This window comes from Acidovorax sp. 106 (assembly GCF_003663825.1).
Taxonomy (GTDB): Bacteria; Pseudomonadota; Gammaproteobacteria; order Burkholderiales; family Burkholderiaceae_C; genus Acidovorax.
In genome coordinates this window covers 4,302,678-4,325,732 of the sequence record NZ_RCCC01000001.1, presented here as the reverse complement: position 1 = coordinate 4,325,732, position 23,055 = coordinate 4,302,678, and the positions used below count along the sequence as shown (strand labels likewise).

At 63.3% G+C, this 23,055-nt stretch carries 25 protein-coding genes and 1 pseudogene; 12 read left to right on the top strand and 14 right to left on the bottom strand.

Annotated elements, in window-relative coordinates:
- Nucleotides 1-84: 84 nt before the first annotated feature.
- Nucleotides 85-342, bottom strand: a complete 258-nt coding sequence (locus tag C8C98_RS21655) for a hypothetical protein (RefSeq protein WP_147436416.1) — start codon at nt 340-342, stop codon at nt 85-87.
- Nucleotides 343-464: 122 nt separating this feature from the next.
- Between C8C98_RS21655 and bioB the strand changes: the two genes are divergently transcribed.
- On the top strand, nt 465-1,553 hold the full coding sequence (gene bioB / locus C8C98_RS19020) for a biotin synthase BioB (protein WP_233574606.1): 1,089 nt from the start codon (nt 465-467) through the stop codon (nt 1,551-1,553).
- A gap of 33 nt (nt 1,554-1,586) precedes the next feature.
- On the opposite strand, the gene C8C98_RS19015 is transcribed toward bioB, so the two are convergent.
- The 6 genes from C8C98_RS19015 to C8C98_RS18990 all read right to left on the bottom strand — a co-directional run bounded on the left by C8C98_RS19015 (nt 1,587) and on the right by C8C98_RS18990 (nt 8,192).
- Nucleotides 1,587-2,777: a two-component system response regulator gene (locus C8C98_RS19015; protein ID WP_121455546.1), complete on the bottom strand. Its 1,191-nt coding sequence runs from the start codon at nt 2,775-2,777 to the stop codon at nt 1,587-1,589.
- Between the two features lie 43 nt (nt 2,778-2,820).
- The gene (locus C8C98_RS19010; RefSeq protein ID WP_121455545.1) at nt 2,821-5,862 is read right to left on the bottom strand and encodes a hybrid sensor histidine kinase/response regulator; all 3,042 of its coding nucleotides are present in this window, start codon (nt 5,860-5,862) and stop codon (nt 2,821-2,823) included.
- A gap of 18 nt (nt 5,863-5,880) precedes the next feature.
- Nucleotides 5,881-6,417: a molybdopterin-dependent oxidoreductase gene (locus C8C98_RS19005; protein WP_121455544.1), complete on the bottom strand. Its 537-nt coding sequence runs from the start codon at nt 6,415-6,417 to the stop codon at nt 5,881-5,883.
- A gap of 241 nt (nt 6,418-6,658) precedes the next feature.
- Nucleotides 6,659-7,012 carry a carboxymuconolactone decarboxylase family protein gene (locus C8C98_RS19000; RefSeq protein WP_121455543.1) on the bottom strand — a complete coding sequence of 118 codons (354 nt, stop codon included), beginning with the start codon at nt 7,010-7,012 and terminating at the stop codon, nt 6,659-6,661.
- Nucleotides 7,013-7,042: 30 nt separating this feature from the next.
- The gene (locus C8C98_RS18995; protein WP_121455542.1) at nt 7,043-7,234 is read right to left on the bottom strand and encodes a DUF2892 domain-containing protein; all 192 of its coding nucleotides are present in this window, start codon (nt 7,232-7,234) and stop codon (nt 7,043-7,045) included.
- 97 nt (nt 7,235-7,331) lie between these two features.
- Nucleotides 7,332-8,192, bottom strand: coding sequence for an MBL fold metallo-hydrolase (locus C8C98_RS18990; protein WP_121455541.1), 861 nt, complete (start codon nt 8,190-8,192; stop codon nt 7,332-7,334).
- A 111-nt stretch (nt 8,193-8,303) separates the two neighbouring features.
- Here C8C98_RS18990 and C8C98_RS18985 point away from each other — a divergent pair, with 111 nt between their 5' ends.
- From C8C98_RS18985 to C8C98_RS18970, 4 genes and pseudogenes are all read left to right on the top strand, one after another.
- Entirely contained in the window at nt 8,304-8,654 is a 351-nt protein-coding gene (locus tag C8C98_RS18985; protein WP_121456392.1) for a helix-turn-helix transcriptional regulator, read from the top strand.
- Nucleotides 8,655-8,656: 2 nt separating this feature from the next.
- Entirely contained in the window at nt 8,657-9,088 is a 432-nt protein-coding gene (locus C8C98_RS18980; RefSeq protein ID WP_121455540.1) for a YeeE/YedE family protein, read from the top strand.
- A 47-nt stretch (nt 9,089-9,135) separates the two neighbouring features.
- Complete coding sequence (locus C8C98_RS18975; protein WP_121455539.1) at nt 9,136-9,576, top strand: YeeE/YedE family protein; 441 nt, start codon at nt 9,136-9,138, stop codon at nt 9,574-9,576.
- A gap of 1 nt (nt 9,577) precedes the next feature.
- Nucleotides 9,578-9,921 (top strand): annotated as a pseudogene (locus tag C8C98_RS18970) (TIGR01244 family sulfur transferase).
- Nucleotides 9,922-9,950: 29 nt separating this feature from the next.
- Here the strand turns inward: C8C98_RS18970 and C8C98_RS18965 are convergent.
- Nucleotides 9,951-10,967, bottom strand: coding sequence for a site-specific integrase (locus tag C8C98_RS18965; protein ID WP_121456391.1), 1,017 nt, complete (start codon nt 10,965-10,967; stop codon nt 9,951-9,953).
- Nucleotides 10,968-11,141: 174 nt separating this feature from the next.
- On the opposite strand from C8C98_RS18965, the gene C8C98_RS18960 reads away from it, so the two are divergent.
- The 3 genes from C8C98_RS18960 (at nt 11,142) to C8C98_RS18950 (ending at nt 15,708) form a co-directional block, all read left to right on the top strand.
- On the top strand, nt 11,142-12,137 hold the full coding sequence (locus C8C98_RS18960) for a DNA-binding protein (RefSeq protein WP_121455538.1): 996 nt from the start codon (nt 11,142-11,144) through the stop codon (nt 12,135-12,137).
- Nucleotides 12,138-12,440: 303 nt separating this feature from the next.
- The gene (locus tag C8C98_RS18955) at nt 12,441-14,825 is read left to right on the top strand and encodes a bifunctional diguanylate cyclase/phosphodiesterase (RefSeq protein WP_121455537.1); all 2,385 of its coding nucleotides are present in this window, start codon (nt 12,441-12,443) and stop codon (nt 14,823-14,825) included.
- Nucleotides 14,826-14,895: 70 nt separating this feature from the next.
- Complete coding sequence (locus tag C8C98_RS18950) at nt 14,896-15,708, top strand: SDR family NAD(P)-dependent oxidoreductase (RefSeq protein WP_121455536.1); 813 nt, start codon at nt 14,896-14,898, stop codon at nt 15,706-15,708.
- Between the two features lie 90 nt (nt 15,709-15,798).
- Here the strand turns inward: C8C98_RS18950 and C8C98_RS18945 are convergent, their stop codons facing one another.
- Genes C8C98_RS18945 through C8C98_RS18930 form a run of 4 tightly spaced genes read right to left on the bottom strand, consistent with a single transcriptional unit; the run spans nt 15,799 to nt 19,521 of the window.
- Entirely contained in the window at nt 15,799-17,205 is a 1,407-nt protein-coding gene (locus C8C98_RS18945) for an MATE family efflux transporter (RefSeq protein WP_121455535.1), read from the bottom strand.
- The gene (locus C8C98_RS18940) at nt 17,202-17,711 is read right to left on the bottom strand and encodes a MaoC family dehydratase (RefSeq protein ID WP_233574605.1); all 510 of its coding nucleotides are present in this window, start codon (nt 17,709-17,711) and stop codon (nt 17,202-17,204) included. The genes C8C98_RS18945 and C8C98_RS18940 overlap by 4 nt, the downstream gene beginning before the upstream one ends.
- 42 nt (nt 17,712-17,753) lie before the next feature.
- Nucleotides 17,754-19,031, bottom strand: a complete 1,278-nt coding sequence (locus tag C8C98_RS18935) for an MFS transporter (protein ID WP_121455534.1) — start codon at nt 19,029-19,031, stop codon at nt 17,754-17,756.
- A complete protein-coding gene (locus C8C98_RS18930) occupies nt 19,021-19,521 on the bottom strand; it encodes a MarR family winged helix-turn-helix transcriptional regulator (RefSeq protein ID WP_121455533.1) in 501 nt (166 codons plus the stop codon). The genes C8C98_RS18935 and C8C98_RS18930 overlap by 11 nt, the downstream gene beginning before the upstream one ends.
- Nucleotides 19,522-19,594: 73 nt before the next feature.
- Between C8C98_RS18930 and C8C98_RS18925 the strand changes: the two genes are divergently transcribed.
- Together C8C98_RS18925 and gloA are read left to right on the top strand one after the other, a co-directional pair.
- On the top strand, nt 19,595-20,146 hold the full coding sequence (locus C8C98_RS18925) for a PaaI family thioesterase (protein ID WP_121455532.1): 552 nt from the start codon (nt 19,595-19,597) through the stop codon (nt 20,144-20,146).
- Nucleotides 20,143-20,556 carry a lactoylglutathione lyase gene (gene gloA / locus C8C98_RS18920; RefSeq protein WP_099655450.1) on the top strand — a complete coding sequence of 138 codons (414 nt, stop codon included), beginning with the start codon at nt 20,143-20,145 and terminating at the stop codon, nt 20,554-20,556. Before C8C98_RS18925 ends, gloA begins: the two co-directional genes overlap by 4 nt.
- 125 nt (nt 20,557-20,681) lie before the next feature.
- Here the strand turns inward: gloA and C8C98_RS18915 are convergent, their stop codons facing one another.
- Nucleotides 20,682-21,287 carry an isochorismatase family protein gene (locus C8C98_RS18915; RefSeq protein ID WP_121455531.1) on the bottom strand — a complete coding sequence of 202 codons (606 nt, stop codon included), beginning with the start codon at nt 21,285-21,287 and terminating at the stop codon, nt 20,682-20,684.
- A gap of 273 nt (nt 21,288-21,560) precedes the next feature.
- Between C8C98_RS18915 and C8C98_RS18910 the strand changes: the two genes are divergently transcribed.
- A complete protein-coding gene (locus tag C8C98_RS18910) occupies nt 21,561-22,151 on the top strand; it encodes a C40 family peptidase (protein WP_121455530.1) in 591 nt (196 codons plus the stop codon).
- 47 nt (nt 22,152-22,198) lie between these two features.
- Here C8C98_RS18910 and C8C98_RS18905 read toward each other — a convergent pair whose 3' ends face one another.
- A complete protein-coding gene (locus C8C98_RS18905) occupies nt 22,199-22,582 on the bottom strand; it encodes a hypothetical protein (protein WP_121455529.1) in 384 nt (127 codons plus the stop codon).
- A gap of 209 nt (nt 22,583-22,791) precedes the next feature.
- Between C8C98_RS18905 and C8C98_RS18900 the strand changes: the two genes are divergently transcribed.
- Nucleotides 22,792-23,043: a GlsB/YeaQ/YmgE family stress response membrane protein gene (locus C8C98_RS18900; RefSeq protein WP_121455528.1), complete on the top strand. Its 252-nt coding sequence runs from the start codon at nt 22,792-22,794 to the stop codon at nt 23,041-23,043.
- The last annotated feature ends 12 nt before the right edge of the window (nt 23,044-23,055 follow it).

Below are 23,055 nucleotides of genomic sequence, written 5' to 3'. Positions count from 1 at the left end.
GGTGCTGCCTCTGCCATCTTTTCGCTGCGGTTTTCGCCAATGGGCGGCCATCACGCAGGCATCGCAGGCCAAATCCACCCAACTTCACGTGCAAACCTGCGCTATCTCCCAGTGCTTGCCCTGCGTGTTGACAGCAGTTGATGCGGGTATGTCTGCAGTTACCGCGGGGTTTTGCCAAGCGGATCCAGCTGCGCATTCAATTGCATCGAAGTTGGCGTCAACGGCTGTCTTTGTGCGCAGAAAAATCACTGAAATTGCCTGCTGATAGAGCACCATTTTTCTTGGCACTTTTTGTGACCCTGTGGCGCGCTGCTGCACCTCTTTTCGTTTGAGAATCCGCACTTCATCGCGATGCGTGGCCCAAGCTGTACCTCACGGCCCGGGCTGCTGGCATCGCATCACCCTCACTGCCCGCGTGCCGCTTTGTGCGGCGGGTGCAGGCAGACGCATTGAAGGAGCACCCCATGTCCGGATTCACCACCCCCACTGCCGCCGCGCCACAAGCTGTGCAGTTGCACCGCCGCCCCGCAGCCACGCCGCAGCCCGCAGGCCCCTGGTCGGTCGAGGCCATCCAGGCGCTGCTCGACAAGCCGCTGATGGACTTGCTGTTTGAAGCCCAAACCGTGCACCGCCAGCATTGGCCCGCAGGCGATATTGAGCTGGCCACGCTGCTGTCGGTCAAAACCGGCGGCTGCCCTGAAAACTGCGGCTACTGCCCGCAGGCCGCCGAGTTCGACACCGGCGTGAAGGCCGACAAGCTGATGGAGGTGGATGAGGTGGTGCGCGCCGCCCAGGCGGCCAAGGACGCGGGCGCCACCCGCTTTTGCATGGGCGCCGCCTGGCGCGCGCCCAAGGACCGCGACATTGAAAAAGTCAGCGCGTTGATTGGCGCAGTGAAGGGCCTGGGCCTGCAGACCTGCGCCACGCTGGGCATGCTCGAATCGCACCAGGCGCAGGCGTTGAAAGACGCGGGGCTGGACTACTACAACCACAACCTGGACACGGCCCCCGAGTACTACACCGACGTGGTCAGCACCCGTGCCTACCAGGACCGGCTGGACACGCTGCAGAACGTGCGCAGCGCAGGCATCAGCGTGTGCTGCGGCGGCATTGTGGGCATGGGCGAGGCGCCTGTACACCGCGCTGGCCTGATTGCGCAACTGGCCAACCTGCAGCCCTACCCTGAGTCGGTGCCCATCAACAGCCTGGTGCGTGTGCCCGGCACGCCGCTGGCCGACAGCGATCCCATCGATCCGTTTGACTTTGTGCGCGTGATTGCGGTGGCCCGCATCACCATGCCCAAGGCGCGCGTGCGCTTGTCGGCTGGGCGCCAGCAGATGGGTGAGGCGGTGCAGGCGCTGTGCTTCATGGCCGGGGCCAATTCCATTTTTTACGGCGACAAGCTGCTGGTGACGGGCAACCCCGATGTGGACGCCGACGTGCAATTGCTGGCCAAGCTGGGGCTGAATGGGCACCGAACGCAGGCCCAAGAGGACGGAGCGAAGGACGGCGCAGCACACCACGCTGTGCCGTGCGAGAGCACCTGCGGCTGAGGCCATGCGCAGGGCGGGTGGCTGCCCGCGAGACTACGTGCGAGTGTCCAGCACGATAGTTTCGATGGCCTCGGCGGGCAGATCGGCCGCCATGCGGTCGACTGCCTGGTGCAGGGAGGGCTCGCCATCGGCAAAGCGCAAGGCGATGCGCCGAAACTCTTCAGACAGCGTCAAAAAGGCGTCCACCATGTCGGGGTCGAAGTGGCTGCCGCGCCCGTCCTTGATGATCTGCACCGCTTGCTCATGGCTGTAGGCCGGTTTGTACACGCGCACCGAGATCAGCGCGTCGTACACATCGGCCACCGCCATGAGGCGTGCAGACAGCGGAATGGTGTTACCCACCAGGCCCAAGGGGTAGCCTGAGCCATCCCATTTTTCCTGGTGGCTGTAGGTGATCTCTTTGGCGTAGCGAAAAAACGGGTTGTCCTGCGTGGTCCCGCGCTCGGCCGCGAGGATGGCTTCCAGCCCTAACGTCGTGTGCGTCTTCATCACTTCAAACTCTTCGGGGGTGAGTGCGCCGGGCTTGAGCAGGATGCGGTCCGGAATGCCCACTTTGCCAATGTCGTGCAGCGGGGCGGACTTGAAGATCATGGCGATGGCAGCTTCGCTCAGATCCTCTGCAAAGCGCGGGTGGTTTTGCAGCTTGCGCGCCAGCGCCTCCACATAGTGCTGGGTGCGGCGGATGTGGTTGCCGGTTTCGTTGTCGCGCGTTTCGGCCAGCGAGGCCATGGCGCGGATCGTCACGTCCTGCAGTTCTGCCACCTGGCGGGTGCGGCGCGCCACTTCCTGCTCTAGGTAATGGTTGTGGTGGGCCAGCAGGTCTTTGGCTCGCTTGAGCTGCAGGTGGTTGCGCACCCGCGCCAACGTGATGGCGGGGTTGATGGGCTTGGTGATGTAGTCCACCGCGCCCAGCTCCAGCCCCACGGTTTCGTCGTCTGACGCGCTCATGGCCGTGAGGAAGATGACGGGAATGTCTTCGGTCTCGGGGTTGAACTGCAGCCGCCGCAGCACCTCGTAGCCATCCATGTCCGGCATCATGATGTCCAGCAGGATCAGATCGGGCTTGCTCTCGCCCGCCACAATTTGCAGGGCCCGCTCGCCACTGGGCGCTAGTTTGACCTTGTAGTCCGCGCGCAGCAGGCCGCTCATCAGCGAAAGGTTGTCGGGCGTGTCATCGACCACCAGCACCGTGCATTTGCCGTTGGGTTCGAGTGGGCTGTTCATGGCGGACCTCCTTGTGTGTTGTCGTTATCAAGCTTGCTGGCGTTCACGCGTTGGCCTTGGCATCAGCGTGTTGTACGGTGCGCAGGGCGGCCAGGGCTTCAACCAGCTGGTAGTTGTCCAGCGCGCGGTCCATTTCGGCATACACCGGGCCGAGGGCCGCACGCAGGGCAGGGGCCGATTCTTTGAACAGCTCGATGGCGTCTGAGTCGTCGTCGGCCAGCAGGGCATCGAGCCGCTCCAGCAACTGCGAGGTGGCTGCGGTGGCGATCGGTGTTTCTGGCACATCGGCCGGCTCAGCAGCCTCCCAGGGCAGGGCACTTTGCAAAGCTGCCACCAGGGCACTACAGGCGGCATCGGTTGGCTGAAGCAGGGCTTCGATGGCGCCATCGGGCTGGCCTTGTGCCAGGGCCTGTTCCGCCGCCTCGGCCAGTGCTGCCAGGGGGCTGGCACCGATGGTGCCTGCCGTGCCTTTGAGCGTGTGCATGCTGCGCTGCGCGGCATCGCGCTGCCCCGCCGCCAACTGGCTGCGCGTGGTGGCAATGGCCGATGCCTGCCCCGCCACAAACTTGCGCAGCAGGGCTACGTAGGCGGCCCGTTTATCGAGCACACGCCGCAGGCCTGCGGCGGTGTCCAGCCCGTGGATGCGCTCCAGCGGGTGGTCCGCGGGTGGCGTGGTGGCATCGGTGCTTAACGGTGTGCCATGTCCTGCGGTCGGGGCTGAGGAGGGCGCCTCGCTGGTGCGCGGTGCAATCCAGTGCAGAAGTGTGGCAAACAATTCGTCTGGATCAATGGGCTTTGCGATGTGGCCGTTCATACCCGCTTGCAGGCATTTTTCGCGGTCGGCGCTCATGGCGTTGGCCGTCATGGCCAGCACGGGCAACTGGGCCCAGGCGGGGTTTTCGCGCAGAAGGCGGGTGGCGGTCAGGCCGTCCATGACGGGCATTTGCATGTCCATGAGCACGGCGTCGTAAGCAGTTTGGGCGAGCTTGTCGAGTGCTATCTGGCCGTTGTCTGCCACGTCCACCACCAGGCCTGCATCGGTCAGCAGGTCGGCCCCCACTTGTTGATTGAGGTCGTTGTCGTCCACCAGCAAAATCCGAGCGCCCCGGATGGCCTGCAGCACCGATGCGCTGCTGGGCGGTCGGGAAGATAGGGGGGGCTGGCGCACTTCGGCGCTCAGGCCGCCCAGGGCCTGCATGGCCGCATCCAGCAACTCTGATGGACTGACGGGCTTGGTGAGCATGAGCTCAATGCCGCTGCGCTCCAGCTCTTTGCGCGCCTCTTCGCGCCCATGGGCCGTGACGATGACAGGCACGGGCGGCTGGGGCAGTAGTGCGAGCTGTTGGTGGGTCTCAAACCCGTCCATGCCCGGCATCTTCCAGTCGAGAAACGCGATTTCAAAAGGCGCACCGGCCGCTGCAGCGCTGCGGGCCAGGGCCACGGCCTCCTGGCCGCTGCGGGCGGTGGTGACGATAAAGCTCATGCGCGCTAGCAGCACCGACAGGATGTGGCGGGCCTGGTCGCTGTCGTCGGCCACCAGCACCCGGCGCCCGCGCAGGTCGGGCGAGGGCAGCAGAGGCTGCTGGCGGGCCTCGCCCAGCCCCAGGCGGGCGGTGAACCAGAAGGTGCTGCCTTGCCCGGGGGCGCTGGTAACGCCTACGGCGCCGCCCATGAGTTCTGCCAGGCTTTTGGAGATGGCCAGCCCCAGGCCGGTGCCGCCGTATTTGCGGGTGGTGGAAGAGTCGGCCTGCTCGAATGAGCGGAACAGCCGTGACTGCTGCTCGGGCGTGAGCCCGATGCCGGTGTCTTGCACCTCAAAGCGCAGCACCAGGGCGTTGTCGTCTGTGCTGTCCTGGCGCACGCGCACCACGATCTCGCCCTGGTCGGTGAACTTGACGGCGTTGTTGGCGTAATTCACCAAGATTTGCCCCAGCCGCAGCGGGTCGCCGCGCAGGTTGTCGGGCAGATCGGGGTCCACGTCAAACATCAGCTCCAGCCCCTTGGCAGCGCATTTGTCGCCAATCAGGTTGGCCACGTTGTCCAGCACGCCGCGCAGGTCAAAGTCGAGTACTTCCACTTCCAGCTTGCCTGCCTCGATCTTGCTGAAGTCGAGGATGTCGTTGATCAGCCCCAGCAGGTGGTGGCCTGAGCGCTGGATTTTTTGCACGTAGTCGCGCTGGCGCGCCGTCAGCTCGGTGCCCAGTACTAGGTGGCTCATGCCGATGACGGCGTTCATGGGGGTGCGGATTTCGTGGCTCATGTTGGCCAGAAAGTCCGACTTCATCTGCGATGCGTCTTCGGCCTTGGCCCGGGCAACCACCAGTTCTTCCTCGTGCTCGCGCAGGGCCTCATTGGCTTGCTGCAGCTCTGTGGTGCGCTGGGCCACGCGCGCTTCCAGCGCTTCTTCGTTGCGTTTGAGGGCTTCGAGCAGCTCGGCTTGGGCCTGCATGGCCTGGGACTTGGCGCGCTCGCGTGCCACAAACTGGCGCGCCATGGCAAACGCCAGCAAAAACGTGAGCAGTGCCTGAAAGCTGGTGAGCCCGGTGGTCAGCAGGGTTTGGTGCTGCACTTCTTCGTTGCGCTGGTCGCCGAGCAAGGCCGACAGGCGCGACGCGTTCAAAGCCAGCTCCTGCACCGTCTCGCGCAGCTCCGCCAGCTGCGTGCGCAAAAGGCGCATGTTTTTTTGGCCTGAGGGCACATCCACGCTCTGGCCAAAATAGCCATCGCCCGCGGCCACAAACTGCTGCAGCGCCCGCAATGCCTGCCCATAAATAGGCTCGTTTTGCATCAGGGTGCGGGCGGTGCCGCTTTCGAGCGCGCTGAAGCGGCTGAGGAACAGGTCGTAGCGCAGGGCCACGGCCTCCAGCGAGATGCTCTCTGGGGCCATCACAAACTGGTTCAGCGCGTGGTCCAGGCGCTCGTATTCCACGTTGAGCTGCAAAAATGACCACAGCGCATTCACGTCGCCACGGCGCATCACCGCTTCCACGCTGCGGTACTGCTGGTACTGCACCGCCGCAATGGCCACGTAGGCCAGCACCAGGCTGGCGATGATGAGTTTCAGGAAGTGCTTGCTGCGCAGCATGCGGTCCTCCTGATGGCGTTAACGGATGCGCAGCGCGTTGAGCTGCCAGGCGGCGCGGTTGTAGTACAGCTCGGTGCGCAGCTCGGTCTTGGTGTCAAAGGGGTAGATGATGAACAGCGGGCCTTTTTCTCGAATGGGCATGGGGCGGTTGTTCATCAGCCGGGCCACGATCACCTCATGCCGGTGTACATCGTCCATCGGGATTTCCGTCTTGTAGTCATTGAGTGCTACCGCCGTGATGGCATTGCCCTTGCTGCCCGCAGCGGCCAGCACATCACGCAGCAGAGGGCCTGTGAACGTGACGGCGTCGGGGTACCACGGGGTGCGGGTGGTGAAGGTGTGCTGGGGCAGCTTCTCCAGCATGGGCATATCAAACTGCGCCTTGGCACCCTGGTTGGGTGCGCTGATGTTGCCCTCTACCGTGAGCACCACGGGGCCGGTGGGTTTGTCTAGCGCCTGGGCAACATGGCTTACCAGCAACAGTGGCACGGCGCAGAGCAACGTGCGCAAGGCCCAAGCACACAGCGCGCTGTGTTTGCGGTGGTCGGCAGCCATATGACTCTCTCCCTGTACGTAGCGGCCTTGCTGCCTGGGTGGTGCAAGCTTCTTGGCGATATGTAAGTTATATCAGCCAATTGTTAACTACGTAAGGGAAATTTGCACGAGGGGCCGGTGCGTGGCATCCGGTGCAGGCACCGCAGCCAGCCGCCACTTGGGCGGCATGAGTGCGGGTTTTTGCTGTAAAAATAGTAGCTGCTAACGCTTTATTATTAGGCGTTAGCGCCCATTTTTATATTCAATGGCTGGCAACTGCGAGCTTGTCCCAGGCCGCCAGGGCTTCGGCGGTGTACATGAGCGAGGGGCCGCCGCCCATGTACACGCACACGCCCAGCATCTCTTCCACCTCTTGGCGTGTGGCGCCCAGTTTGAGCAAGGCCTTGACGTGAAAGCCGATGCACCCCGAGCATCGCTGGCTGACGCCAATGGCCAGTGCAATCAGCTCTTTGTGTTTGGCGCTCAGCGCGCCCTCGGCCATGGCGGCCTGCGCCAGTTGTGAAAAGCCCCGCATGGTGTCGGGCTGGGCCTTGCGGAAGGTAGACAGGCTTTCATTGATGCCTTGCATCAGGCCTGCGTGGTCGAACGTGCTCATGGAGGGGGCCTTTTCTGGCTTTTTTATGGGTTATTTGTTCAGAGGACACGTGTTGATGCCCAGCAGGGTGTACGCCGGGCAAAAGCGGAACAGCCCCGTGGCCAAGGGGATCACGCCCAGCCAGCCCCACCAGCCCACCGTGCCAGTTGCGGCCAGCGCAATCAGCACTAGGCCTGCCACGATGCGCAGCACGCGGTCCACGGTTCCTACATTGAATTTCATGGTTTCTTTCCTTCGGGTTGTTGGGGCGCTTTCGAGGGCGCCCGGGTGATGCCTCTGCAGCACGGCGTTACAGAGGGTTGTGTGAGGCCTGGCCGCGTTACAGGGCGTTCAGCGGAATCTTCAGATAAGCCACGCCGTTGTCCTCGGCCGGGGGCAGGGCGCCTGCGCGGATATTGACTTGCACGGCTGGCAGGATCAGCACGGGCATCTCCAGCGTGGCGTCGCGGCGGGTACGTAGGCTGACAAATTCAGCTTCCGTGACGCCATCGTGCAGGTGGATGTTGTGCGCCCGCTGGTCGGCCACCGTGCATTGCCACGTAGGCTGGCGGCCAGGCGGCGGGTAGTCGTGGCACATGAACAGGCGCGTGTCTGGTGGCATGCTCAGCAACTTTCGCACCGACTGGTAGAGGTTGTGCGCACTGCCGCCGGGGAAGTCGCAGCGCGCGGTGCCCACATCGGGCATGAACAGGGTGTCGCCCACAAAAACCGAATCCCCCACCTGAAAGGCCATGCAGGCCGGGGTGTGACCAGGCACCGACAGGGCCTGGGCTTGCAGTTTGCCGATGGCAAACACTTCGCCATCCTGGAGCAGGTGGTCGAACTGGCCGCCATCGGGCTGGAATTCAGACTCCAGGTGAAAGATGCCTTTGAATACTTTTTGCACCTGCGTGATGGCCGCGCCAATCGCAATTGTCCCGCCCACTTTTTCCCGCAGGTAGTGGGCGGCGGAGAGGTGGTCGGCATGGGCATGGGTTTCCAGAATCCACTGCACCGTGAGCGCCTGTTCTGACACAAAAGCCAGCAGCGCATCGGCTGAGCGGGTGGCGGTGCGACCCGACTTGGCGTCGTAGTCCAACACCGAATCCACCAGGGCGCAGTGGCCGCCGGCTTGGTCGTAGACCACATAACTCACCGTCCAGGTGGCTGCGTCAAAGAATGCTTTCACGGTGGGGTTCACGTTGAATGCCTCACGCTTTCAATTAAGTTGAAGATAGTATGTTGACGGATATATTGTTTGTCAATAGACTATCGTCAATGAAATTAAAAACCGGAGCCGATGCAGATGCCCATGACCGCTGAAACCCACGCCACCATGGACCTGGAAACCCTGCGCAGCTCGGCAGATGCTGCTTGCCGCCTGATGAAGGTGCTCTCCAATCCAGACCGCCTGTTGCTGCTGTGCCAATTGACCGAAGGCGAAAAGCGCGTGGGCGAGCTGGAGGCATTGGTGGGCATTGGCCAGCCCACGCTGTCTCAGCAACTGGGGGTTCTGCGGGAAGAGGGCCTTGTCAGCACCCGGCGCGAGGGCAAGAACATTTACTACGCGATTGCCAGCCCCCAGGCGCTGGCGGTGATGGGGGTGTTGTTTGAACAGTTTTGCGCCCCCGCTGCAGCGGCGGCAACCACCGAGGAGGCTTGAGCATGACCATCGATTGGAGCCATTTCACCCCCTGGATGTCGCTGGCCGGTGGGTTGATGCTGGGCGTGGCCGCCGCCGTGTTTGTGCTCGTCAATGGGCGCATCCTGGGCATCAGCGGCATTGTGGGTGGGCTGCTGCGGCCCCGTGCGGGCGATGTGGGTTGGCGGCTGTCGTTTGTGTTGGGCATGGTGGCTGCGCCTGCCTTGTGGTTCGCGCTGGCGGGCTCCGTTTCTGTGCGAGTGGATGCCAGCTGGGCCATGGTGCTGGTTGCGGGCTTGCTGGTGGGGGTGGGCACCCGTTACGGGTCAGGCTGTACCAGCGGCCACGGGGTGTGCGGCCTGTCGCGCCTGTCGCCGCGCTCTTTGGTGGCGACGGCATCGTTCATGGGCGCAGGGTTTGTGGCTGTGTATGTGGTGCGCCATTGGCTGGGCTGAGGCCCTGTGGTGCCCAATCTTGAATGCCTCATTTTGAAAGGCCTGAAATGAAAAGTCGTTTGTCAGAGTTCTTGGTGGGCCTGTTGTTTGGCCTGGGTTTGATCCTGTCGGGCATGACCGACCCCGGCAAGGTGCTGGGCTTTCTCGATCTGGCCGGGCTGTGGGACCCGTCGTTGGCCTTTGTCATGGGTGGGGCCATTGCTGTCGGTGCTGTTGCATTTGCCGTGGCCAAAAAGCGCACCCGCAGCTTTTTGGGCGGGGCCATGCATGTGCCTACGGCGCGGGATGTGGACAAGCGCCTGGTGCTGGGTAGCCTGCTGTTTGGCGTGGGCTGGGGGTTGGCGGGCTTTTGCCCCGGCCCGGCTATCGTCTCGGCTGCCGCAGGCCAGCCCAAGGCCTTGGCCTTTGTCGCCGCCATGCTGGCGGGCATGTGGCTTTTTGAAGTGTTGGAGCGCCGGGCCCAGCGGACTTCCAGCAAGGGGCATTGAAATGACACCTTCCTTCATCGCTGTGACGCAAGACTTTGCCGTGTCACCCCAATTGCAGGCGCAAGACATGGCGTACGTTGCATCGCAAGGCTACAAAACGGTGGTGAACAATCGCCCGGACGAAGAGGGCGGCCCCACCCAGCCGCTTGCGCAGACTTGGCCCGGGCTGCGCAAGCGGCGGGCTTGCAATATGTTTATCTGCCCGTGGTGGGTGGCGCCATCACGGCCGAGCAAGCACAGGCCATGGGCGAGTTGCTGCACACCATGCCTGCTCCCGTCCTGGCGTTTTGTCGGTCCGGGGCCCGGTCCGCCCAGCTGTTCAGCCTGGCGCAGGCCGGGCGTTGAGGGCCTGGGTTGTGCAGGTTGTGGGGTTTTCAGGCCGGGTCGTCCTGGCGGTCCAGCAGCGAGGCTGCGGGGTTGCTGCCTGAAGCCCTGAAGTAGCCCAGCACGCTCGCCACACTCCGGTGGCCCGTCATGGCCATGGTGTCTGTGAGGGGGATGTTTTGCTTGGCGGCTTCAGTCACAAAGCCTGAACGCAAAGAGTGCGCCGAGTACACATCGGGCAACCCTGCAGCAGCGACACGCTGGCGAACAATGTCGCGCACGGATGCCCCGGACAGCGGTGCGCCCACACTGTTGCCTTTCTTGACCTGCCTAAAGATGGCGCCTTCTTGAATGCCAGACGCCGTCAGCCATGCCTGCAGGGCTTCAGCGGCCAGGCCTTCCAGGGGCTTGTAATTCTCGGGCCGGTCTGCTGCGCTTTGGTTGGTCTTGGAGCGGGTGAGGGCGTAAGTGAACGATGTGGGCCCTGTCTTGCGCAGGCTTTTCATATCGGCTGCCGCCACTTCAGAGCGCCGCCGCCCACCCGTGGCCCATGCAAACAGCAGCAGAGCACGGTCGCGTTGCCCTTTCAGACTGGTGTCGCAGGTCTCCAGCATGGCCATCAGCGGCGCTTTGGTCAGCGCATCTTTCTTTTGCGGCAGGGCGCCGCGTTTGCCGTAGGCGCGCCTGGTTTTGCTCAGCAGCTCGCGCACTTTGGGGTCCTGGCAAGGGTTGTCCAGCCCGCGCAGTTGGTGTGCTTTGGACAGTACGGCCACGCGGTGCACCAGCGTATTGAGTGCCATCGGGCCCAGCTTGCCTTTGAAGCCCGCGCCCACCAGGGCTGCATCCAGCGCGGTCGGTAGCTCGTGCGCTAGGCCTGTCTCGGTGGTGCGTTGGGCGTGGTCCACCACAAACTGCAGCACCACGCTGGGCGTTACAGGCAGTGCAATGGGCCGCCCATAGCGCAGGTTGAACCAGGCTGCCCAGTACCGCAGCGCTGAGCGATAGCTGGCCAGCGTGTTGGCCGATTCCCCCTCGCGCAGCAATTCGTCCACGGCGCGAGCGGTCATTTCGGACAACTTGCTGGTCTCTAAAGCAGCCGTAGGGCTGTGCATCGGGTGGAACATGCTGCAAAACTCCTATGGTTTAATATTTAATACATATAATGTATTGTGTGATATGAATATGTTATTTTACTCTCGATAACAATCACTTATCGATGGTAATTTTAAGAGGAAGAAGCCATGCAGTTCCATAGCGTGCGAGGTGGCCGGGGTGTTCAGATGGAAGAGGTCTGGGCGGCCGCAGATACCGTGCTTGCCCAGGGTGAGCGCCCAACGATTGAGCGGGTGCGCCAGCAACTGGGGCGGGGCTCGCCCAACACGGTCGGCCCGATGCTGGACGGTTGGTATGGCTCGTTGGCAAAGCGCCTGGGCGCAGGGCCTGTGGAGGATGCGGGTGCTGGGGCCGAAGCAGATACGCTGCCAGCCCCCGTGCTGCGTGCTGCCAAAGCACTGTGGGCGCGCGCGCTTCAACAATCGCAAGAGCACGCCGCACACGGTTTGGCCGCTGCCCAGGCCAACGTAGATGCACAAGCCCAAACGCTCTCCGCAGAGCGGGACGCCCTGGCTCAAGATGCGCAGCGCTTGAAGGACCGTACCGAGGCCTTGGCGGCCGCGATGCAGGCCAAGGACCAGCAAATCAGCAATCTGGCTCGGCAACTGGAAGAAATGCAGCAAATGCTGGCGCTGGGCCATGCTGAGATAGAGGCGCTGCGCCGCACTCAGGCCGAGCAGGCCGCTGCTGCGCAGCTAGAGCGCCAAAACGGACGCGCCAAAGACGAGGACCATCGCAAAGAGCGTGAACGCCTGGAGCAACGCGCCACAGCACAAGAGCGCCGTTTGCTCGAAGAAATTGACCGGGCCCGCCAGGATGCCAAGCGAGTCGCTGCGCAATGGGCAGAGGACGCCAAGAAATCTGCCAAAACCCTGGCCGACGAGCAAGACCGCGCCAAGGCGCTGGAAGTGCAATCAAGTGCTTTGCAGTCAGAAAACGCTGGGTTGACCCGCGAGTTGGCCGTGGCACGGGATGAGATTTACGCTGCACGCACCCAGAACTCTGAGTTGGGCCGCGAAGCTGCGCAGCTTTTGCAAGAATTACGCACCCATTTGCCTACGCCGAGGCGGTTGCGTGTGGGCTCTGCCAAGACGGCCGTCCAGCCTTTGCGCAGAGGCCGTTGATGGATCGCAAAGGTTTTTTGGGGGCACCCGCTGTGCTGGTTGTGCCGTCGCTGGCCCATTGTTCAAGAGAGTGGTGGGCTCGCTATGAGTGGGATGGCATCCATCTCATTGAATATTTGGTCCTTTCGGCGATTTGTCATTTAACATAATATACATCGTATCTATTGGTGACCATCTCCCAACCATTTTCCAGAACGGCCTCGTTGATACAACGCCAACCAGCACATCGGCGTTGCACCAACATATCACCCCATTGCGGCCATCTTTCCCTATGATGGCCCATCTACCGCACCAAAAGGCGCCATGAACATCGACACCACGTCTTTGATTCGGGATATGGGCATGAACGCGGGCCTGTTGTGTTTTCTGGCCGCGCTGTACAGCATTGCCCTGAGCGCGCTGCGCCATCCCGACCTGAGTATCAGGAAGGCGCGGCAACGCTGGTTGCCCTGGATCACCGGGCTGATGTTTGGGTTCACCGGCATCCTCACCATGCTCGTGCCCCTGCGGCTGGCCGAGGGTGTGATCGTTGACGCTAGATTAGTGATGGCTGGCTTGGCAGGTGCCTACCTTACGCCCCTGGGGGCTGTGCTGTGCGCGGTCGTGCTGGGCGCATACCGGCTTAGCCTGGGTGGTATTGGAACTGGCCCGGCCATGGTCGGTATTGTGCTGACCACGGGCATCGGGTGGCTTTGGCAGCACTACAGGCCTTATTTTTCTACGCAGCGCTTTGGCACCTTGTCCGATGGGTTGTGGCTGGTCGGACTTGGCTTGAGCCTGGCGGCGGGAGGCATGCTGGCAATACAGACCTTGCCGCCTGAGGTCGCTCGGGCAGTGACTGCGCAGTCCTGGGTCGCTGTGGTGGTGATCTACCCCATAGGTACGGTCCTGCTGGGGTTTCTTCTGGACAACGTGCAGAAACTCAGCCAGCGCGAGGAAGCCCTGGAGCAGACCGCCGAAACCTTAAAAGCCATGCTCGCCGAAGCGCGTCAGGCCGCCAGCGTGTTCGTCAACAGTAAAGACACGATCGCCATCGTGCAACCGGACGGCACGGTGCTTGACGTCAACCCGACCTACACCAGCGTGCTGGGCTACTCGCGCGAAGAGCTGATTGGCAAGTCCTCCGCCGTTCTGCTCCATGACGAAGGCGGCGAAGCGCTTTTCTTGCGCCGCGTCGCACAGTCCATTGAGCGAGATGGTCGTTGGCACGGAGAGCTGGCGCGGCGTCGCAAGAACGGCGAAACCTTTGTCTCGGAGCTCACCATCGAAGGGATCAAGGACCCGGATGGCGTCGTGCGCAAGTGGGTGTCGGTGGGCAAGGACGTGACCGAGCAGCGCCGCCTAGAGCAGGCCCTGCAGCAGTTTGGCAACTACGACGCCCTCACCGGCCTGGCCAGCCGCCGCTTGTTCGCCAAGGAACTCAATGCGGCCCTTCACAAGCGCACAGACACCCCCGGCATCCTGGCGTTGTGCATGCTGGACATCGACCAGTTCAAAGACCTGAACGAGCAATGGGGACAGCCGCTGGCTGACCAGTTCCTGCGGGTTTTTGCGCAGCGCCTGAGGGCCGATGCGGGGCCAGACAACCTGATTGGCCGCATAGGCGGCGATGAATTTGCCATTGCCCTGACGGACTGCGCAGATACCGAGTCGGCCCTGCAGCGGCTGGAGGGCCTGCGCCAGTCGCTCGCGCGAACAGCTGTTTTAGACAACGTGCAACTGCGCCTGACCTGCAGCGCCGGCGTCACGTTCTATCCCGCCGACCCGGGAGACGCCGACGGTTTGCTGCGCCATGCAGACCTGGCGCTGTATGCGGCCAAGGAACAGGGCAAGGACCGGATCGCGGTGTTCGACATCCAGCAAGGCCAGCGGGTGCAAGCGCGCAGGCACACGGCCAAGTTGGTTGAAGACGCCTTGCTGCAAGGTGAGATGGAGCTGTACTTCCAGCCCAAGGTCAGGATCTCTGATGGGCAGGTTGTGGGAGCCGAATGTTTGATCCGGTGGCGCCACCCCGAGCGGGGGCTGCTGGCGCCCGGCGTTTTCATGGCGGATATTGTGGGCACGCCGGTAGCGAGCAAGCTGGACCATTGGGTGCTGGGCGCGGCATTCAAGGCCGGGCAAGCGTTGGTCGCCCAGGGCAGCCCCCTGCCCTTGAGCATCAATATCGCCGTTTCCACGCTGATCGACAGCAAGTTCCAGCAGGAGGTCGCCCGGTTGCTGCGGCAGCACCCTTCCCTGCCCCGGCCGTTTCTGGAGGTCGAGTTGCTAGAGACCGAGACTTTCAACGATCTCTCGGCCGTGGCCTATGTCATCCAGGGGCTGGACGATTTGGGTGTGCAATGCTCCATTGACGACTTCGGCACGGGATACTCATCGCTCACCTACCTGCAGCGCCTGCCTGCACAAATCGTGAAGATCGACCAGTCCTTTGTGCGCGAAATGCTCGTCAACGAGCGCGACCGCGCACTGGTGCGGGGCATCGTGAGCCTGGCGCATGCGTTCAATCGCAAGGTGGTGGCGGAGGGGGTGGAAACCCCGGCCCATGCCGAAGCCTTGCGCGATCTGGAGTGCGATGTCTTGCAGGGCTATGGCATTGCCAGGCCCATGCCACTGCAAGACCTGATGGGCTGGATCCGGGCCTGGCAGCCGCCACCGGAGTGGGGGGGCGCCCGGCAGCTGCGGCGCTGAAGGCCCGCGCCGACACCACACAACGCTTGGTGGCAGCGAGCTTCCCCTCAAGCCGCTACCATCCACGCCCATGAACCCTCCAAGCCTAGCCCTCTCGCCCCCGTCTTCTGTTCACTTTGGCCACCAGGGCCGCGTTTGTATCGTTACCGGCGGTGCCCAAGGCATTGGTGAGGCCTGTGTGCGCCGCTTTGCGGCCGAGGGGGCGCACGCCGTTATCGTCGATGTGGATGATGCACGCGGCCAGGCCTTGGCTGCAGAGCTGGGTGCGCTGTATGTGCGCTGCGATGTAGGCGACAAGGCGCAGGTGGATGCTCTGGTGGTGCAGGTGCTTGCGGCCTACGAACGCATCGATGTGCTGGTGAACAACGCAGGCATCTTCCGTGCGGCGGATTTTTTGGAGGTGACCGAGGCGGACTTCGATGCGGTGCTGCGGGTCAACCTCAAGGGGTCGTTCCTGGTGGGCCAGGCGGTGGCGCGGGCCATGGCGGCACACAATGGCGGCCGCAGTGGCGGCGCCATCGTCAACATGAGTTCGGTCAACGGCGTACTGACCATTCCCAGTATCTCCAGCTACAACGTGAGCAAAGGGGGGGTGAACCAGCTCACGCGTGTGATGGCGTTGGCGCTGGCGGACAAGAACATCCGTGTGAACGCCGTGGCCCCTGGCACCATTGCTACGGAGCTGGCTGCCAAGGCGGTGCTGACCAGTGAGGAGGCCAAAAGCAAGATCATGAGCCGCACCCCCATGAAGCGGCTGGGCGAGCCTTCGGAGATTGCCGATGTGGTGGCCTGGCTGGCCAGCGATGCCGCAAGTTACGTCACTGGCGAAATCGTGACGGTGGACGGCGGCCGCATGACGCTGAACTACACGGTGCCCGTGTGAAACGGTGGGCGCCGTGGGTTGGTCGTTACTATGGTATTGATAGCTGCTAGCGCTTATTGATAAAGCGCCAGTGCCCAATTTTCTTCAATATCATGCTTGCGCCACACGCCGCAGCAGCCCCGACATGCTTCGTGGCCACCCCACCCGGCCAAACCAGGCGCCACCCGCAATCGCCCAGGCGTTGACCAGCCCGTAGAGCACCAACGCCACGCCCTGCGCAGCGAAAACGGCCTGCAAGCCGCCGCCCCAATGCAAGGCCAGTCCACCACCGCCCACGGCCACGGCCAGGCGTGCGATGTTGCCGATCACGGGCCACAGCAGGCGCCCTGCCCCTTGCGAGGCAAAGTACAGCACCAGGCCCAGCCCGAAAAAGCCATACACCGGGCCCACCGTGCGCAGATAGAGCGCGCCAGATTCGAGCATGGCCGGGTCGCTGTTAAACAGCCGCAGCCAGGTGGCTGGATTGGTGGCTGCCCACAATCCGATGGCCTCGGCCATGGCAAAGGCCATCGCAGCACCGATCCAGGTGGCGCGCAGGGCGCGCTCGCGCTGGCCGGCTCCGATGCACGTGCCGACCATGGCCACCAGCGGGGCACCCAGGCCAAACACCAGGGGCACCAGCAGGTATTCCAGCCGCGACGCCGTGCCATAGCCTGCGATGGCCGCCGTGCCAAAACCGCCCACCAGCGCCGTTGTCACGCCAATCGCCAGGTTGGTCGCCACGGTAGAAACAGTGCCCACCAGACCCACGCGCAGGATGTCCTTGAACAGCGCCCAGCGAAAGCGGATGTGGGCCAGTGATGGCCGAAGCAGGCTGCGCGGCGACCAGAGGTAGGCCGCGAGTACCACGCTGCCCACAGCGTAGTACGCCATCAGTGCCAGCGCACCGCCCGCAATGCCCATGCCCGGCAGCAGCCCCCAGCCAAAGATGAGCAAGGGCGACAGCGGCACCAGGACCAAGGCGCCCAGCACCGTCACATAGGCAGGCACGGCCATGTTGCCCGTGCCGCGGATCACGGCCGAAAGGGTGTTGAACAGCCAGACCAGCACCGCGCCAGCGAACACCCAGTTGGAATACACCAGTGCGGCCTCCAGCGCCCCGCCCGTGCCGCCCATGCGGGCGTAGAGCCAGCGCCCTCCTCCCACCACGCCCACGGTGAAAACGAGCGCAAACACCGCCGCTATCACCAGTGCGTGCAGCACCAGCGCATCGGCATCCTGGCGCCGGCGGGCGCCCAGCGCGCGGGCAATCGCCGATGCGATGCCGCCGCCCATGGCGCCTGCGGACGTCATCTGCATCAGCATGACCACCGGAAACACCAGCGCCATGCCCGCCAAGGCGTCCGTGCCCAGTTGGCCCACGAAGTAGGTCTCGATGAGCCCGACGCCAGCTTGCGCCAGCATCACCAGCACATTGGGAGCCGCTAGCCGCAGCAGCGTGGGCGCGATGGGCGCCTCCAGCAGCATGCGGGTGCGCGGGTTCAGGGCCTCGGTCATGGGGCCCCCGCGCTGTCGGCTGCGGGCTTGCGCGGCACCACGATGCGCACGGTGGAGAGTTGCAGCACATCGCCATGCTGGTTGCGGGTTTCGCTGCGCACGGTGACCATGCCTCGGTCGGGCCTGGATTTGGAAGGTTGGATTTGCACAACCTCGCTCACTACATGCAGCACATCTGTGGCGCGCGTGGGGCGGGGCCAGCTCAGCTCGCCCCCTGCTCCGATGATGCCGCCCGCAATCGGCAGGCCGCTCGTCACTTGCAGGCGCATGGTCACGGCGGCGGTGTGCCAGCCGCTCGCGGCCAGCCCACCAAACAGCGTGGCGCGGCCCGCCGCTTCGTCGAGATGAAAGGGTTGCGGATCAAACTGGGCGGCGAACGCCTTGATCTGGCCCTCGTCCATGGCGTGCTCGCCGCTGGTGAACTGGTTGCCAACGGCAAGATCGTCCAGGTACAGCGGTTTTGACATTTCAGGCGATGCGGCGGCTGCCGCCAGGTGGGAAGTCATGGCAGTTTGCTTTCGGCGGTGGGGAAAATGAAGTGCGTCGGGTCAGGCGACTGCAGGCGCCGTGCTGCGCGCCAGCGGTGCTTCGCGGATAGGCAGGTTCACCAGCGCAGCCCCGGCAGCCAGCGCGATGTCGATGTACCAGACCCAGTCATAGCTGCCCGTGGCCTGGAACACACTGCCGCCCAGGTAGGCACCCAGAAAACCACCGATCTGGTGCGACAGCATCACGATGCCAAACAGCATGGCCATGTTGGCTGTGCCAAACATCTTGGCCACCAGGCCCACCGTGGGCGGGACTGTGGAGAGAAAGGTCACCCCCATCACGGCGGCAAAAATCATCACCACCGCCGGTGTTTTGGGCACCAAAAGGAAGACCAGCACCGCGACGCCACGCGTGGCATACAGCAGCGAGAGCAGCGACTTCATGCGCCAGCGCCCTACCGCCCAGCCCATGCCCAGGCTGCCAACGATGTTGAACAGACCAATCACCGCCAGGGCCCAGCCGCCCACTTCTGGGGGCAGCCCGCAGGCGGCGATCACGCCGGGTAAATGGGTGGCCAGAAAGGCCACATGGAAACCACACACCAAGAAACCCACCGCCAGATAGCGGTAACTGGGGGTGGCCAACGCCTGGGCCACGGCCTCGCGGGCCGTCAGTGCCTTTTGGCCGGATGCCGCCGCAGCCTGCGCTGCGAGCGCATTGGAATTCCCCTTGAGCGCCCACACCGCGGGCAATGCCAACAGCACCATCACACCCAGCCACTGCATGGCGCTGGCCCAGCCCAGGGCCGCCGTCAGGCTGATGGCGATGGGAGCCATGACGAACTGGCCAAACGAGCCGCCCGCGTTGACGATGCCGCTGGCCAGGCCCCGTTGGTGCGCGGGCACCAGCCGCGCCGTGGCCGCCATCAGCACGGAGGGACCGGCCATCCCTGCCCCACCCGCTGCGAGCACGCCGATCGCAAAAATCAGGCCCCAGGTGCTGGTCATATAAGGGGTGATGAAGGTGCCCAGCGCCACCAGCGCCACGCCCAGCAGAATGACCCGGCCGGTGCCAATGCGGTCGGCCACCGCACCCGCAAAGGGCTGCGTCAGGCCCCACCAGAGTTGGCCGAATGCAAACGCCAGGCTGATGCTGCCAATGCCCAGTGCGGTGGAGGTGTTCAGCGCCGAAAGGAACAGCCCCATGGTCTGCCGCGTGCCCATGGTCAGTGCAAAGGTGCCAGCCGCAGCCAGCAGCACAAGCCACAGTGCCAACGGCGCGGTGGCGCTGGTTTTGGGGCTGGCCTGAGCAGCTAGGCTGTGTGCTTTATTCGCCATGATCGGCCTCCTGGGCAGGCAGCGCCGCCAGCAGCGCGAGTGAATCATCGACCAGCGCATGCAGCGCCATCACCCGTTCCGCGCCCAGGGCGCTGTTCAGTGCCAGTTGCGCGGCTTTCCAGTGGCGCTGTGCTTGTGCCCGTTTATCACGGCCCGTGTCGGTGATGTGCACCAGGCGGCTGCGGGCATCGGCACCGGCCTCCAGCGTCACCCACCCCGCATCGATCAGAGGGCGCAGGTTGCGCGTCAGCGTGGAGGCATCCATCTTCATGGCCACAGCCAGATCGCTGGGGCGAATGGGGCCCAGCTTGAGCACATGCGACAGCAGCGAATACTGCGTGGTCTTGAGATCGCACTTCGCCATTTCGATGTCGTAACGGCTGGCGACGCGGCGCATCAGCTGGCGCAGCTTGAAGTTGGTACACCCCTGCGGCCCCCCCGCCAACGCAGGGGATGCAGCAGGTTCGTGGAGGGTGGTGTCGGCTTGCATGGATTTAATTGTATCTGCAATAATTGCATATGCAATATATTGATTTCCACCACCCCACCCACCAGGAAAACCCATGACCCAGCACAACCACCTTGAACACTGGCTCGCACAAGAGCGCGACATCCTCGCCACGCTGGACGCCGGCCTAGGCCCAGGTGTGGCCCGGCGGGACCAGATCGCCCCTCTGAATGGCCTGGAGCAAATGCAGGCCATGTTGCGTGGCGAGTTGCCATACGCCCCGATGGCCAGAACGCTGGACTTCTTTATTGTGGAAGTGGGCGAAGGCATGTCCATCTTTCAGGGCACCCCCCGCCTGGAGCACCTCAACCCCATGGGCACGGTGCATGGCGGCTGGTTTGCCACCCTGCTCGATTCCGCTCTGGGCTGCGCCGTGCACACACGCATGGAGCCAGGGCGCGGCTACACCACGGCTGAGCTGGGCATCAACTTGGTCAAGGCCATTACGCCCAAGGTGCAGCGCGTGCGTGCCGAAGCCCGAGTGATCCACAGCGGGCGCCAACTGGCCACGGCCGAGGCGCGCCTGGTGGGGCCGGATGGCACGCTCTACGCCCACGCCACCACCACCTGCTTGGTTTTTGACTTGCCTGCACAATCGAGAGGATGAAATTCCTCCACACGATGCTGCGCGTTGGCAACCTTCAACGCTCGATTGACTTCTACACCCAGGTGCTGGGCATGCAACTGCTGCGCCAGTCTGAGAACCCCGAGTACAAATACTCGCTGGCCTTTTTGGGCTTTGAGGGCGGCAACCCCGCGCAAGCCGAGATCGAGCTGACCTACAACTGGGGCGTGGAAAGCTACGAGATGGGCACGGCCTATGGCCACATCGCACTGGGTGTGCCAGACGCGTATGCCGCGTGTGAAAAGATTAGGGCCTCTGGCGGAAACGTGACGCGCGAAGCGGGCCCGGTCAAAGGTGGCACCACCGTGATCGCGTTTGTGACGGACCCCGATGGCTATAAGATTGAGTTGATCCAGCGCGCCGAGGGTGCGGCAGGCGCTGGCTTGCGCTGAAATACAAAAGGGCACCTGAGATAGATGCCCTTTTTGCTATTTTTTTAGTAGCTGCTAGCGCTTATAGAGCGGGCGCTGCAGGCCAATTTGGCTCAAAACCACTGGTGCAGTGGCTTGGGCTCGGCTCACTTCACCAGACCCAGCACATCCTTGAAGTCAGGGTGCTCGCAGGTGCGCAGCCACTCAAATGCCACCATTTCGGTGGTCACTAGCTCTGCCCCGGCGCCCGCCAGGCGGTCAAATGCAGCGTCGCGGTTGCGTTCGGTGCGCGAGCCGCAGGCATCGGTCACCACCCACACCTCAAATTCGTCTTCCATCAGGTCCAACGCGGTTTGCAGCAGGCAGACATGGGCTTCGCAGCCCGCGATCACGATGGTGCCGCGCTCTGGTGCTTGTTGGGCAGGCTTTTGCAGGTGTTTGGGCAGGCTGCGGGCGTTGCCGCCTTGTTGCGGCTTGGCAGGGGGGCGCAGCCATTCGCCCAGGCCTTCTTCGGCCGCGCTGAAATGCATTTTGGCCAAGGTGCGGGAGCACAGTGCCCGCAACTGCGCGTCGTTGGGCCCCAGGCGCGAGGGGTTTTGCTCGGTGCCCCACACCGGTACCTCCATGATTTGCGCCACTTGGGCCAGCAGGCGGGCATTGGCCAACACTGAGGGGCCTTCAAAGATGGCGGGCATCAGGCGTTCCTGGTAGTCCACCAGCACCAATTGGGATTCTTCAGCGTCGAGCAGCATGGTTGTATCGCCCCGGTGGCGTTGATTCATTGAAACAGGCGGCATTGTCGCAGCAGCTGAGCCGTGCGGGGGGCTTGGACTGCTGGCAGCGGTGGTTTTGTCCAAGGCGTCTTTGCGGAGGCCGACCTGCTTGATATCAATGTGATGGGTGCGCCAGATTGCAAAAAATGTCACCTGAGCGACAGCCTCCCCAGGGTGTGACGCCTGACTCAGGTCACGAATCACGGTTTTTACGGGCGGTTTTTTCACTTAACCGTGTTACCCTCCGCCCCCATGTCCAAATGGCTTTGCTCACTTCTCATCGTTTTTGCCTCGGCGGCCCATGCGGCCCCCGTTGACGCAAACTCCGACGAAATCGACCGCCTTTTGACCGATAAAGGCTTTTTCACCCAACTGGAACATGTGCGCCTGAGCATGGCAGACAAGGCACACACCGTGGCAGACCGTGCCTCGGACCTGGTGGTGAACGCCATGGGTTTCCTGGGCGTGCCCTACAAACGGGGTGGCAACAGTGCCGAAACCGGGTTTGACTGCAGCGGTTTTGTGCGGGCCATGTACCAGCAAACCGTGGGCCTGATCTTGCCGCGCCGTGCAGACCAGCAGGCGGCTTCCACCGAAGTCATCGACAAGAAAGAGCTGCAGCCGGGTGATCTGGTGTTCTTCAACACCATGCGCCGCACCTTCAGCCACGTAGGCATTTACGTGGGTGACGGCAAGTTCATCCACTCGCCCCGCAGCGGCTCGGAAGTGCGCGTTGAAGACATGCGCCAGACCTACTGGCAGCGCCGCTTCGATGGTGCCCGCCGCGTCACGCCGTCAGCCGCCAACCAATTTGCGGCGCAGCAAGCCGACGACAGCAAGTAAGCCAGCGCGCAGGCTTGCTGCCCTCGCAACCGCTGTCAGCGGCCCGCTCAGGGCTTGACGTCCATAGCCGTGATGGTGGAACGGATGGGCCCTCCGGTCACATTCAAGGGACGTGCTTCGGGGTTTTTCAATAGCGCCTTAGCTGCGGCCATGTCTTCCGTGTAACGGGCGCGGGCCTGTGCGTTGCAAGCCGTGCGTTCCGTCGCCGGTGCTGCCTTGCACTCCTCCAAGCTGATCTTGAGCCCACCACCCGCTTCCCGTATAGCAGTTTGGTAGCGCTGTTGCGGCGTGCTGTCTTCTTGGGCACCCCGTGCCAGAGATGCGTCCTCTGATGTCTGTGCATGCAGGGTGCTCATTGGTAGACACAGGGCCAAGGATGCTGCCGCGCAAGCGAGGCCAGAGCGGCCCAGGGGCAAATCGAGGTACTTCATTCCAACTCCTTTTCATCAGACGCGTGCGACCTGCACGCCATGGCCGCTATCATCCGGCGTTGTGCTGCCTAGGCCTGCCAGCGTGTGGCTTTAGCGCGTGCCAGACAAGGCCTACCCATGCCGCATGGCATGGATCGCGTCCCTGTCTGACAACCCGGCCCATTCCCGGGCCTTACATTCCAGAACTCGTTTTTTTGAAAGAAATCTCCATGCTGTCTTTGTTGGGAACCCTGCTTGTGGGCTTGGTGGTGGGATTGATTGCGCGGGCCGTCAAACCGGGCGATGACAAGCTCGGCTGGATCATGACGGCCCTGCTGGGGGTGGCGGGATCGTTTTTGGCCAGCTATGTGGGCGCGGCCATGGGGTGGTATGCACAAGGCGCAGCCGCTGGCTGGTTCGCCTCGGTGATCGGCGCAGTGGTGCTGTTGGTGATTTACAGCCTGGTCAAAAGCAAAGGCTAAGCCAGCCCTGCT

Bases quoted from the DNA above. Each gene is read 5' to 3' on its own strand.
- C8C98_RS18985 (WP_121456392.1), top strand. From the start codon at position 8,304: ATGACCGCTGAAACCCACGCCACCATGGACCTGGAAACCCTGCGCAGC.
- C8C98_RS18935 (WP_121455534.1), bottom strand. From the start codon at position 19,031: ATGGCGAATAAAGCACACAGCCTAGCTGCTCAGGCCAGCCCCAAAACC.
- bioB (WP_233574606.1), top strand. From the start codon at position 465: ATGTCCGGATTCACCACCCCCACTGCCGCCGCGCCACAAGCTGTGCAG.
- C8C98_RS18995 (WP_121455542.1), bottom strand. From the start codon at position 7,234: ATGAAATTCAATGTAGGAACCGTGGACCGCGTGCTGCGCATCGTGGCA.
- C8C98_RS18925 (WP_121455532.1), top strand. From the start codon at position 19,595: ATGACCCAGCACAACCACCTTGAACACTGGCTCGCACAAGAGCGCGAC.
- C8C98_RS18900 (WP_121455528.1), top strand. From the start codon at position 22,792: ATGCTGTCTTTGTTGGGAACCCTGCTTGTGGGCTTGGTGGTGGGATTG.
- C8C98_RS19015 (WP_121455546.1), bottom strand. From the start codon at position 2,777: ATGAACAGCCCACTCGAACCCAACGGCAAATGCACGGTGCTGGTGGTC.
- C8C98_RS18975 (WP_121455539.1), top strand. From the start codon at position 9,136: ATGAAAAGTCGTTTGTCAGAGTTCTTGGTGGGCCTGTTGTTTGGCCTG.
- C8C98_RS18940 (WP_233574605.1), bottom strand. From the start codon at position 17,711: ATGACTTCCCACCTGGCGGCAGCCGCCGCATCGCCTGAAATGTCAAAA.
- C8C98_RS18955 (WP_121455537.1), top strand. From the start codon at position 12,441: ATGAACATCGACACCACGTCTTTGATTCGGGATATGGGCATGAACGCG.
- C8C98_RS18910 (WP_121455530.1), top strand. From the start codon at position 21,561: ATGTCCAAATGGCTTTGCTCACTTCTCATCGTTTTTGCCTCGGCGGCC.
- C8C98_RS19000 (WP_121455543.1), bottom strand. From the start codon at position 7,012: ATGAGCACGTTCGACCACGCAGGCCTGATGCAAGGCATCAATGAAAGC.
- C8C98_RS18945 (WP_121455535.1), bottom strand. From the start codon at position 17,205: ATGACCGAGGCCCTGAACCCGCGCACCCGCATGCTGCTGGAGGCGCCC.
- C8C98_RS18930 (WP_121455533.1), bottom strand. From the start codon at position 19,521: ATGCAAGCCGACACCACCCTCCACGAACCTGCTGCATCCCCTGCGTTG.
- C8C98_RS18915 (WP_121455531.1), bottom strand. From the start codon at position 21,287: ATGCTGCTCGACGCTGAAGAATCCCAATTGGTGCTGGTGGACTACCAG.
- C8C98_RS18960 (WP_121455538.1), top strand. From the start codon at position 11,142: ATGCAGTTCCATAGCGTGCGAGGTGGCCGGGGTGTTCAGATGGAAGAG.
- gloA (WP_099655450.1), top strand. From the start codon at position 20,143: ATGAAATTCCTCCACACGATGCTGCGCGTTGGCAACCTTCAACGCTCG.
- C8C98_RS19005 (WP_121455544.1), bottom strand. From the start codon at position 6,417: ATGGCTGCCGACCACCGCAAACACAGCGCGCTGTGTGCTTGGGCCTTG.
- C8C98_RS19010 (WP_121455545.1), bottom strand. From the start codon at position 5,862: ATGCTGCGCAGCAAGCACTTCCTGAAACTCATCATCGCCAGCCTGGTG.
- C8C98_RS18980 (WP_121455540.1), top strand. From the start codon at position 8,657: ATGACCATCGATTGGAGCCATTTCACCCCCTGGATGTCGCTGGCCGGT.
- C8C98_RS18950 (WP_121455536.1), top strand. From the start codon at position 14,896: ATGAACCCTCCAAGCCTAGCCCTCTCGCCCCCGTCTTCTGTTCACTTT.
- C8C98_RS18905 (WP_121455529.1), bottom strand. From the start codon at position 22,582: ATGAAGTACCTCGATTTGCCCCTGGGCCGCTCTGGCCTCGCTTGCGCG.
- C8C98_RS18965 (WP_121456391.1), bottom strand. From the start codon at position 10,967: ATGACCGCTCGCGCCGTGGACGAATTGCTGCGCGAGGGGGAATCGGCC.